Source organism: Mycobacterium sp. 852013-50091_SCH5140682 (assembly GCF_001665685.1).
Classification (GTDB): Bacteria; Actinomycetota; Actinomycetes; order Mycobacteriales; family Mycobacteriaceae; genus Mycobacterium.
In genome coordinates this window covers 1-10,022 of sequence record NZ_LZTB01000077.1, presented here as the reverse complement: position 1 = coordinate 10,022, position 10,022 = coordinate 1, and the positions used below count along the sequence as shown (strand labels likewise).

Annotated in this window: 11 protein-coding genes and 1 pseudogene; 3 read left to right on the top strand and 9 right to left on the bottom strand. The window is 63.9% G+C overall.

Going from position 1 to position 10,022, the window contains the following annotated elements:
* Positions 1-198: hypothetical protein (locus A5784_RS39275; RefSeq protein ID WP_232006181.1), on the top strand; the 198-nt coding region annotated here is incomplete at its 5' end.
* A gap of 788 nt (positions 199-986) precedes the next feature.
* On the opposite strand, the gene A5784_RS21635 is transcribed toward A5784_RS39275, so the two are convergent.
* Together A5784_RS21635 and A5784_RS21630 are read right to left on the bottom strand one after the other, a co-directional pair.
* Positions 987-1,919 (bottom strand): hydroxyquinol 1,2-dioxygenase, encoded by a 933-nt coding sequence (locus tag A5784_RS21635; protein ID WP_064946956.1) that lies wholly within the window; start codon positions 1,917-1,919, stop codon positions 987-989.
* A 19-nt stretch (positions 1,920-1,938) separates the two neighbouring features.
* The gene (locus tag A5784_RS21630) at positions 1,939-3,027 is read right to left on the bottom strand and encodes a maleylacetate reductase (RefSeq protein ID WP_064946955.1); all 1,089 of its coding nucleotides are present in this window, start codon (positions 3,025-3,027) and stop codon (positions 1,939-1,941) included.
* Positions 3,028-3,329: 302 nt separating this feature from the next.
* Here A5784_RS21630 and A5784_RS21625 point away from each other — a divergent pair, with 302 nt between their 5' ends.
* Complete coding sequence (locus A5784_RS21625) at positions 3,330-4,919, top strand: IclR family transcriptional regulator (protein WP_064946954.1); 1,590 nt, start codon at positions 3,330-3,332, stop codon at positions 4,917-4,919.
* Positions 4,920-5,214: 295 nt separating this feature from the next.
* Here A5784_RS21625 and A5784_RS21620 read toward each other — a convergent pair whose 3' ends face one another.
* The 3 genes from A5784_RS21620 to A5784_RS21610 form a co-directional block, all read right to left on the bottom strand.
* On the bottom strand, positions 5,215-5,484 hold the full coding sequence (locus A5784_RS21620) for a hypothetical protein (protein WP_064946953.1): 270 nt from the start codon (positions 5,482-5,484) through the stop codon (positions 5,215-5,217).
* A 423-nt stretch (positions 5,485-5,907) separates the two neighbouring features.
* Positions 5,908-6,483 carry a hypothetical protein gene (locus A5784_RS21615; RefSeq protein WP_064946952.1) on the bottom strand — a complete coding sequence of 192 codons (576 nt, stop codon included), beginning with the start codon at positions 6,481-6,483 and terminating at the stop codon, positions 5,908-5,910.
* A gap of 645 nt (positions 6,484-7,128) precedes the next feature.
* Positions 7,129-7,722, bottom strand: coding sequence for a TetR/AcrR family transcriptional regulator (locus tag A5784_RS21610; RefSeq protein ID WP_064946951.1), 594 nt, complete (start codon positions 7,720-7,722; stop codon positions 7,129-7,131).
* Between the two features lie 144 nt (positions 7,723-7,866).
* Between A5784_RS21610 and A5784_RS21605 the strand changes: the two genes are divergently transcribed.
* Positions 7,867-8,355: a nuclear transport factor 2 family protein gene (locus tag A5784_RS21605; protein ID WP_064946950.1), complete on the top strand. Its 489-nt coding sequence runs from the start codon at positions 7,867-7,869 to the stop codon at positions 8,353-8,355.
* A 25-nt stretch (positions 8,356-8,380) separates the two neighbouring features.
* Here A5784_RS21605 and A5784_RS38835 read toward each other — a convergent pair whose 3' ends face one another.
* The 4 genes and pseudogenes from A5784_RS38835 to A5784_RS39270 all read right to left on the bottom strand — a co-directional run.
* On the bottom strand, positions 8,381-8,557 hold the full coding sequence (locus A5784_RS38835; RefSeq protein ID WP_197514830.1) for a hypothetical protein: 177 nt from the start codon (positions 8,555-8,557) through the stop codon (positions 8,381-8,383).
* Complete coding sequence (locus A5784_RS39850) at positions 8,518-8,868, bottom strand: molybdopterin-binding protein (protein ID WP_353651915.1); 351 nt, start codon at positions 8,866-8,868, stop codon at positions 8,518-8,520. Before A5784_RS39850 ends, A5784_RS38835 begins: the two co-directional genes overlap by 40 nt.
* 105 nt (positions 8,869-8,973) lie before the next feature.
* Positions 8,974-9,306 (bottom strand): hypothetical protein, encoded by a 333-nt coding sequence (locus tag A5784_RS21600; protein WP_064946949.1) that lies wholly within the window; start codon positions 9,304-9,306, stop codon positions 8,974-8,976.
* 424 nt (positions 9,307-9,730) lie between these two features.
* Positions 9,731-9,886, bottom strand: a pseudogene (locus A5784_RS39270) (GlxA family transcriptional regulator); the annotation flags it as partial.
* Between the last annotated feature and the right edge of the window lie 136 nt (positions 9,887-10,022).

Here is a 10,022-nt window from a genome sequence, read left to right as displayed (position 1 = left end):
GCCCAATCCTCCACAGTGATCACTCTCCAATCAGAAGGGTGCTCACTTTTCGACCGGAACTACCTGCTCACTTTTCGACCGGAGCCGACAGTATCGGCATGTCTGGTCAGCTCGATCGTCGCAGAACCAATTTTGTGGGATCGGTCCACTGACGTTGGTAAGGCCGCTGCATTGGTGCACACGATGGCTGAACGCTGACGATGGCGCGATTCCTCACGGGGTGGCCGCATACACGGCGCGCGGAGGAACGTTTCGTGAATCCAGCGGAATGATCGTGATGTCAGGGCGCGTCCCCGCTGCGGCCAGCGCGGGGATGAGCGTTACCCGATCCCGGCAGCCACGAGACCTTGTTTGGCCCGCCAGTCTTTTGGCTACGAAGTCGATGGTCGGCGAGAGGCCCTTGCCTGAGCAGGGTTTCATCGGGGCGCCGGTTGGCCGTTGGCGACGGTTGCCCAACCGCAGTCGTCCCAAGCGCAGCATTCGCAGATCCTCTAAATCGTCCTTTCGCGGCGTCCGTTCGAGCCAGGATGGCGCTGGAATGAGGGATCGGTCGGCGGCCGGCTTCGGTAAGGCTGAGCCGCGGACCTGCCGGTCGAAAGAGCGATGATCCGAAATCTGTTTCGAGGGATGTGCTTTGGACGTGACACGCGGATTGGGTGTAACACAGCGGAACCGCGGTGATACTAAACGACCCCGGGATGGGCCGACCGCGAGCAGAGTACTCAGCGCAGCGTGAAATAACCCATGCGTTCTCGGCATGGCTCCCATGCGAGTCATTCGCTTCGCACTGGTCGCTTAGCTATAACGTCGCTGCCAAGACAACAACACGAACCGTGCGCTGGGGGCCAGCGGGTGCCGCCCTGAAAGTGGTGTGGTGTTGATCAGTGCCGTGGCTGCCGGCGTGACGCAATCGGTGAGGCCACAGCGTAAACGGACGCCTTCGATCTGCCGCAGGAATTGGTCTTCGCGGCGATGCGGGGTCCCCTCTACTGGTTCTCTGAGGTATCCGGGGCTAGGACGATGTCGAAGCGGGCGCGTGACCAGGTCTGCTGGCCCAAGTCGCGTCCGTCGGGGGTCGGCGTGCGAGCGGGCTGTTCAGTGAAGTCGGTAATCAGCGACTGCTTCACCCCGAAGACGGCGTCGTTGTCGAGCAGCTCGTCGCCGGCGACGAAGATGTGGGTGACCAGGGTGCGATGCGCGGGCGCGGTCACCATGAAGTGCAGATGCGATGCACGCATGGGTGAGCGACCGGTGGCTGCGAGCAGGCGCCCCACCGGGCCATCGTGGGGGATCGGGTAGGGGGTCGGGGTGAGGGCCCAGAACCTGTAGCGCCCGTCGTCGTCACTGAACATGTGGGCTCGGGCCGCGACGCGGTCGTCAGTGTATTGCACGTCGTAATAGCCGTTCTCGTCGGCTTCCCAGACCTCGATCCGCGCCTGGGGGACTGGTCGGCCCTCGTCGTCGGTGATGGTCCCCTCCACCCAGCAGGGTTGTCCGGCGGCGCCCCCGGAGAGATCGCCTCCGAGGTCGATGCGTGGGGAGTTCTCGGTGAAGAACGGACCGAACACGGTGGCTTCGGTGGCATTTCCGTGAGCGAGGTTGTTGACGTTGATCGTCTGCATGGAGGCGCCCAAAACGTCGGAGAGCAGGATAAATTCCTGTCGATGGTCGTCGGTGATGTGCCCGACGTCAGTGAGGAAGTCGATGGCGGTGGTCCATTCGGCTTCGGTAAGCCGGACGTCGCGGATGAACGCGTGCAGATGGTGGACCAGGGACTTCATCAGGACCGTCAGTCGCTCGTCCTGGCCGGCATCGAAGGATGCCATCACGGTGTGGGTGAGATGTTCCTCGATCTCGCGCTGCCGGGCGGAGGACGCCACGGCAGGGGGAGCGTCGGGAGGGGAAAAGGTCTGACTCATGACATTCTCGTTTCCGTCGTCATCGGCATGCCGCAGACTCCATGGCAAAGGGCCATCGTCCCGCCCACGCAGCGGACAGGAGGTCGCGTACGGAGTCCCTGGTGATGGGGCGTGGGTTGCCGTAGAAGCGGCGGGTGACCTCGTCGGCGATGTGGTCGACGTCGTATTCCTGCATGCCTAATTCGGCCAGGGAGTGCGGGGCGCCCAATTCTCGCGAGAGCTGCCACAGCCGGTCGGCGGGGCTCGACGCGACGCCGAGTGCGCGAGACAGGGCCGCCGCCGCGGCGGGCGCATAGGGCTCGTTGAATGCCAAGGCGTAGGGCAGGACGACGCTGTGGGTGCCGGAGTGGGACAGGTTGAGCGTTCCCCCGAGCGCATGGCACAGCTTGTGGTGCAGTGACATCGTGGTCGCTCCCAGGGTGGCTCCACACAGCCATGCCCCGTAGAGCGCTTGGTGACGGCCTTCTGGGTCGGCGCCGTCGGTGACGATGACCGGCAGCGCGGCAGCTAGTGCGCGTACGCCCTCTTCGGCCATCAGCGAGATGATCGGCGTGCTGTCGGGGGCGTAGAGCGCCTCCACGGCGTGGGCCATGGCGTTGATCCCGCTGGTCACCGACATGGGTATGGGCAGGCTCGTCGTCAGCTCCGGGTCGTAGATCACGCTGTGCGGCAATACCTTTGGATCACGTCCGGTCTCCTTGCGTCCATCGGTCGTCATGCCCCAGACCGGGGTCATCTCCGATCCGGCGTACGTGGTGGGGACGGCCACGATGGGCAGGCCGTGTTTGAGGGCGATGGCCTTCCCTAGTCCGATCGCCGAGCCGCCGCCCACGGTGACACAGCCGTCGGCGCCCAGGGCGATGGCCTCGGCCTGGGCACGTTCGGCGACCCGTGCGGGGACGTGCATGACCGCATCGGCGCGCATGCCGACACTGCGGTCCCCGAGGGCCGAGGCGACCAGTTCGCCTGTGTCCTTCTGGCTTGGCGAGCACAGCACGAGCACCCGGCGCAGTCCGATCTCGTCAAGCTCGTCGGGAAGCGACGACACCGAGCCGGCGCCGAAGCGGACCCGCATCGGCAGTGCCTCGTAGTGGAAGTCCAAGGTCATCGGGTAGCGCTCCTTGATGCAGGTTGATCAGCGGACCGGCACGTAAACCCCGAGGGCCCCGCTCTCGCCTGAACCGGCGAAATCAGTCGCACGATGGCTCCCGGCGCTCGACCCACTGTGCTCTCACCTGTCGGACAATATGTTCAGCCAGTACCATTACAGCGGATGTGAGTGGTTCACGCAACTTTCGACCGATCACGTGAGCGACGTCTCGCTGATGGACCGCAGGCCCCGACGGCGCGACGACGCGCCCGGATCACGATGAAAATGGCGCAACCGCGAGCGAAGGGTGAAGAGGGAGCATGTCACCAGGGAACGCGATTCAACTGCTTGTGAAGGCAGGTCTCATCGTCGACGAGCTGGCCCGGCGGGGGGCGCTGAGCGCCTCGGAATTGGCCAAGGCCACCTGCGAGCCGCGGCCCTCTGTCTACCGGATCGTGGAGGCGCTAAGGCAGATCGAGGCGGTGCAGGCCGCAGGGGAGGGTCGTTTCGGGCTTGGGACTGCGATGCTCAGATGGAGCGATGCGGCGGTCGAGTCCTTCGTCGACCGTGCCAGCCTGGGCAAGCAGCTGCGGTGGGTCCGCGATCAGCTGGGCATGAACGCGTATTTCTGTGTTGCGCACGACGAGGGGGTGCTATGCCTGGATCACGTCGACGGCACCGCAGTAGACATGCTCGACTTGAGACAGGGTCGCATGCTGCCACGCCACGCAGGTGCCGCGTCGACGGCGCTGCTGGCCTTCGCGGCGGACGACGTTCGGCACCACCTGCTGGCGGCGGCCCCCTTCGAGGTGATTGCTCCGAACACTCCTACCACCGCCGAAGAGCTTCGTGCCCGGTTCGATCAGACCGTGGCGCGGGGGTGGAGTGTCGACGACGGCGACCTTGTCGAGGGGGTGGCCGCGGTCGCGGTGCCCGTGCACCGCGCCGACGGAACCACCGCCGGTGCGATCTCGGTGGCGGGGCTGCGGGCCAGCATCTTGGCACAGCAATCCATCGCTGCGCGGGTCTTGCAACAGGCCGCCCACCAGATGTCCGCGGCGATGCCCATGTTCACGGCGGTGCCGATGGGGGGCACCCACGACCACGGAGGGGAGGGCAACACCGGTTTCAACGGGCCGCGTTCACCGTCGCTGGTGATAAAAGCTGGGGCGCTGATGGAGGCGCTGGCCGCAGAGCGGCTTGCGACCTCGGCGCGGCTGATCGAGCTGATTGACGAGCCGGCCAGCTCGGTTTACCGGATGATCGCCACTCTCGCCGACATCGGGTGGGTGGAGCAGATCGCACCCCGCGGCGCCTACCGCATCGGCCCCAAGATGCTCGCATTGGCCAGCGACCTCACCCGCCACCTCGACATCCGCCGCGCGGCCATGCCCGTGCTCAGGAGTATCCACGACGCCACCGGGGAGACCACCTTCCTGTGCATACGCCACGGCACCCGCGCGGTGTGCATCGAACGCATCGACGGCGTGCGCGTCAACAGCCGGGTGCTGCGACTGGGCCAGTCACTGCCCCTGCACGTCGGCGCAGCACCCCGGGCGTTGCTGGCCTTCGAGGACCGGGAGGCATGGGCGGAATACACCGCTATCGCCGCCCCGAGCGAGAACTCCGGCCACGACATCTCCCGCTCGGCGCTTTACGCCGAACTTGAAGATATCCGCCACAATGGGGTCGCGGTCAGCGACAACATCGTCACCCCCGGGATCGCCGCGGTCGGCGCACCGATCTTCGATAGCCGCGGGGCGGTCGCAGCCTCGCTGTCGGTCAGTGGTCTGCGCGACGGCATCCTAGCCGAGCCCCCCGCCGTCACCGCATCGGTAACCGATCTCGTTCGAAGCGGAGCCCAAGAACTGTCGCGTTACCTTGGCTTCACCGCGCGGTGGCCCCCATAGCCCGGCCGCGACCAGGGCGGTGCGCGCGGCGGCGATCGGCGCGCGCCCGCAGGCGGCGAGCTACATGCTCCACGACCGCCGATGTGAGCCATTCGTCAACGTCGAGAAGTGAGGTCCACATGCAGAGTGATTCTGTGCGAACGGGATCCGCCATGCTTCCGTGGTCTGCGGTGGCGAATCTTCGCGAAGCGCAGGGCACTGAGAGCAGAAGGTGCCGCGGGAACGGTACTGGGGTGTACACGTACTGACCTCGGGAAGTGCCGTGCCGTGCGTTTGATGCCATTCATGTTCGGGTCTACTCGTCAACGGTCACTGTCGCGTTGTATTGGCGCGGGGTGAACGCGTCGTCGACGGTGGGATACAACTCGTCGTAGACGCCGAGGCGCTCGGCGAAGCGAGAACCTTCCCCGCTCGGCGCACGACGATTTTCAGCTGAGGTGGGCTGCTGGAGCAGGGCAATGGTCTCCTCGACGTATTCCGCCGAGAGACATTGCGTCAAAGTCGAAGCCACCAGCGCCTTGCAGCGCCGTTTGGACCTTTGGGGGATGATCTCGATGACCTCCACGGCAGTGCCGGGTAGCTGATAGCGCAGTGACGTATATCGAGACAGAACAGAGTCGCGGTGTCCCGTCTCGATCTAGTTGTGCGGTCGGTTGCTGGGAAGCGCCAACTACATTGAGACACATGGAGGGGATTCTGTCTCAATGTAGTTGGCGGTTCCGGAGATCCGGCTGTCCGGCTCGATCCACCGTAGCCGGGCAGGTCCTCGACGGCGGCACCGACGAGATCCTCGACAAGGTCGCCCTCACCTAGGCCAACATCCGCCGACTCGTCGAGGACCATGACTGCGACCACGGCTGGGAAGGAAGACCAGCGGCGTGGGGCTGCCAACACCACCGATCCTCAGTCATGGCGTCTCCATTCCACTCGGGTACCGGCGAGACTCGGTACTGATGTGACGCTCCGGCGGCGGCTTCGCGGTGCGGGCTTAGCCTGACGGGCGGACGTCCGGCGTGACGATCGTCGGCCCTGACAGTGGCGGCTGGGGCGAGTGAATCGCCGGAAACCGGGTAGGTCCGTAGTGGTAGGCCAGGAACATAGCCAGTGCGATGAGAGCAACGGCGCCCGCGATCGTGCTCAACCACCGGACCGCCGGAATGGCTCGGACCGCGGAGATCTTGGCCGCGACCCCGCGGATGGCCGACGGTGCGGCGTTGGTGTGTGCGGACACCGCGGAGGCCGCGCGGGCGCCCGCGGGTAGCGCGCTCTTGCCGCGCAGAAAATTCATCAGTAGTTCTTCAGCGCGGTTGTAGCAGGTGGTGTCCACGAACAAGGGCTCGGTCCGCGCGCCGTCGGCGTTCGTCCGTCGGCCGGCGCCGGTGCGCGCGTAGGCGCCGATCCCGGCCTTCGTCATCGCGTGGAGAACATCTGGCACATGGCGTGTTTCGATGTCCGCCAACAATGTCCAGCGGTCTGCCGCGATTCCGCTGTGCTGACCGTTAGGGCTTAGGCGGTAGTTCTGGAGGTCGTTCTCCAGAGGATTGAACGGGGAATACGTGCCCATGGGTGCTCTCTAGTCGACGTACGCCAACCTGCGGATTGTCCGATTGTATTGGCTCGTACCCGCGGTCAACCAGGGCGCGCGACCGCCAACTAAATTGCGACACACGCGGCACATCGGATTCCGCCAAGTCTATTGCGATAGCCGCCAGATACACCGAGATCGGACACGCGGCATGCCGGCGGCCGCCCGATCAAAACGGCGTAGTTTACTTGACATAATGTAGCTTATCGGTACGAAACCAATGCGAGTTGCGTCAGATGCAAGAACCCGCACACCTCGGCGATTCGGCTATCGGGCCTGGCGGCACAGGCAAACCTGTGCGTCACCGTCGACCCACATCCACGTATTACCTGTGCGTCACCGTCGACCCCACATCCACGTATACGTATCTGTTGCACAAGCATCGGCGCACGTTTGAATCACTTAATGAATGATTCGGACGTTAGGTGAAGTGTTGCGAGCATCGACGAGTGTCTGTCGGCATCTGGCCGGCGTACATCGTTGCGCGGCGTCTCCCCAAAGGCTGCCCAACATCTGCGTCAATACGTCACTGTGACGAATTAGCTTGTGGCGCAGGGCTGCTCACGAACAATGCCTCGTCCGTCGATGCTTACCTGAACCGCTGTAGCCAAGGCATAGCGGGCGTCAAACATTCGCAAGCAGCAGCGGTGCGGCGATCGTCGCTAGCGCTCTCACCGCCGATGTGGCATCGCGCTGGCACTGCGCTTGCACAACAGCACCATCAATTGCCACGCCGAGCGCTTGCGCCGTTCGGGTACGGTTCGCACCCGGCGGAAGCGTCGCCTTGATCGCCGCGACCATATCTGCCTTGTGCCGAGTGGCGATGGCGTAGACCTCGGGCAGTTCCGCGCCGATCTCGTTAACGCTGTTGATGAAGGCGCACCCGCGGAAGGAGTCCGACGTCAGCCATTCCTCGACCGCGGATACCACCGCTGGCCGGCGACGATTGCCAACAGAGTGGCGATCAAGCGCGTCGACAAACCAATCCATCCAGCGCCGATGTCGCAGGTCCAAGAACGCCAAGATCAGAGCGTCTTTACTGGGAAAGTGACGATAAAAGGTCACCTTGGTGACGCCAGCTTCGGCTATCACCTTGTCGATACCGGTAGCCCGAATTCCCTCGCGATAAAACAGCCGGTACGCGGTGGCCAGTATCCGTTCCCGAGCCGGGAGGGACGGCACGTCAACATGCGGATCAAGAGTCTGGGAGATGCTCACGCCACCATCGTAGACAGATCTGTCCACTCAGTCACCCACTTGATGTGGACAGAGCTGTCTACATGGCGTATCGTATCGCCCATGTAGACAGGTCCGTCTACATGAACAAAGCAACTCGACCACCCCTCGAACAGGAAGACGACCATGACTACGACAACAGCAACCACTGCGAAGCCTCCGGTTCCACCGTTCACCGATGAATCGGCTGTACTGAAGGTCCGGCTGGCTGAAAACGCCTGGAATAGCCGTGATCCGCAAGTTGTAGCGCAGGGATATTCAGTCGATAGCGTCTGGCGCAACCGCTCAGTATTCGTGACGGGCCGTGCACAGATCGTCGACTTCTTGAGCGGCAAGTGGGACCGCGAACACAAATACCGCCTCATCAAGGAGTTGTGGGCGCATAGCGAGGACCGCATCGCGGTCCGCTTTGCCTACGAATACCACAACGATTCGGGTCAGTGGTTCCGCGCCTACGGCAACGAGAACTGGCTATACAACGAGCACGGACTGATGACACACCGCCACGCCAGCATCAACGATGTGCAGATCGACGAAGGTGAGCGCAAGTTCTTCTGGGACCGAAATGCGCCACGACCGGTAGATCATCCAAGCCTGTCTGACCTCGGCCTCTGACTATCTTGTCTCCTTCCCTAGTCCGTCACGCCGGTGCCTGAAACACAATGGATCTGAGAAAGCGCGACCGCACCCCGTCGGCGGGCGCACACCGCCAACGGGGTGGCCGGGCCAGCAGATCGGACGCATCGAGCGCGGCGATGGGATAACCGGGCAGGCCGATCACCGGTACTGGTCCGTCACCGTCGATAACCCCGGCCATCGAAGAGTGTCCGGGCCGTATTGCGAGCTGGCTGAATGCCAAGCTGCCCAAACGTTGTGAGGACGTCGGCTGCATGATCGTCGCGGCCGGCGCTGGTGCCCGCGATGAGCAGGATCATATCGGCGCGTACGGCGGCATCCTGGACCGCCCGTCCGCAACAGGGCGGGCTCGTCGGGCACCACTGGACAGAGCAGGGGCCGAGCGCCGAGCTGTTCGAGCAGGCCCGCGAGCATCACCGAATTGGTGTCCCGAACCTCGCCCGCGATCAAAGGAACTCCGGTGGCGCGGATCTCGTCCCCGGTGGGGATCACCGCCACCACGGGGCCGGATCAGTACCGGCAGCACCTCAACTCCCCCACCGCAGACGGAGGCGAGGTCGACCGGCCGGATCCGGTGTCGTGCGCGGAGGATGAGTGTCACGGAGAACCGTTGTCTTCGTGGGTGTATCGGCGTCTAGACCGCAGGTACGACCGGACTGTCGACAAAGCCGGCTTGTCCGGCGCCGACTGTGCCGTCGGGCCATGTTCCTGAGTGAACGCGTCGTAGGCATCGGCGATCAGATCAACGCTGGCATCGGGGTGATTGTCGGCCACCAGCCGGATCGCGGACTGCGTACGCGGCCCAAAACCTCGCGTTACCAACGGTTCTTGTCCTTGACAGATGGCATCGTTGAGCATGTCGAGAAAAATCTCACGCAGCTCATCGGAGAACTGATCGCACACCGTAACCGCCTCGAACACATACGCCATGGACTAGCAGCACGAGTTCTATTGCCGCCGTGTGGATATCCGTATCCGCGACCCGTGCCCGTAACTGCGCGATCAGACGCCGCGCCACGACGACCTCGCGGTGCAGCCGCGTGGCGAGCGTCGACTCGCGATCCGACCATGCTGGACATCGTCCCACCCCGATGAGGTGATCGCATCCCCAACTATTCACAGGTAATCACAGCTGTTGGAATATATTTCGAGGACTGTGCGATCGACGTCGGCACGACAGGGCGATCCTCGCGACGGTGAGCGAGAACAACGAGCAGACAGCGTTGTCCGGCGTCTCAGCCACTACATTCTGCGCCAAGGCCAGCGACGCACCAGGCGCCGCCAGGCAGGCAATCCCGTGAGCAGGCCGGAATTACGTGACCGCATGGATGCGGAAGTGCGAGCCGCGGAGGCTGCGGCACTCGATGGCCGATACGGTATCGGTGGTTTCCTCGAGCCGGCGGCGCGCTGCCTCCGCACGTACCCGGTCGACGTATGCACCAGGCCCCTCGCCGATTTCACTGATGAACACGCGTGTGGTGGACGCCGAGGCGAGTTCAGCCAGGGCGTCAGGCGCCATCGACTGAAACGGTGCGTGGTCGCCCAGATAGGCGACCACGTCCTCGGCGTTGCTCACATCACTGTTTTCTCATCAGGTCTGCGCACTTCTCGCCCATGGCCATCACCGTAATATTCGGGTTCACGGC

Excerpts from the sequence above, each read along its gene's own strand:
- A5784_RS21635 (WP_064946956.1), bottom strand. The coding sequence starts at position 1,919 with ATGAGTCAGACCTTTTCCCCTCCCGACGCTCCCCCTGCCGTGGCGTCC.
- A5784_RS21630 (WP_064946955.1), bottom strand. The coding sequence starts at position 3,027 with ATGACCTTGGACTTCCACTACGAGGCACTGCCGATGCGGGTCCGCTTC.
- A5784_RS21625 (WP_064946954.1), top strand. The coding sequence starts at position 3,330 with ATGTCACCAGGGAACGCGATTCAACTGCTTGTGAAGGCAGGTCTCATC.
- A5784_RS21615 (WP_064946952.1), bottom strand. The coding sequence starts at position 6,483 with ATGGGCACGTATTCCCCGTTCAATCCTCTGGAGAACGACCTCCAGAAC.
- A5784_RS21605 (WP_064946950.1), top strand. The coding sequence starts at position 7,867 with ATGACTACGACAACAGCAACCACTGCGAAGCCTCCGGTTCCACCGTTC.
- A5784_RS38835 (WP_197514830.1), bottom strand. The coding sequence starts at position 8,557 with ATGGCCGGGGTTATCGACGGTGACGGACCAGTACCGGTGATCGGCCTG.
- A5784_RS21600 (WP_064946949.1), bottom strand. The coding sequence starts at position 9,306 with ATGGCGTATGTGTTCGAGGCGGTTACGGTGTGCGATCAGTTCTCCGAT.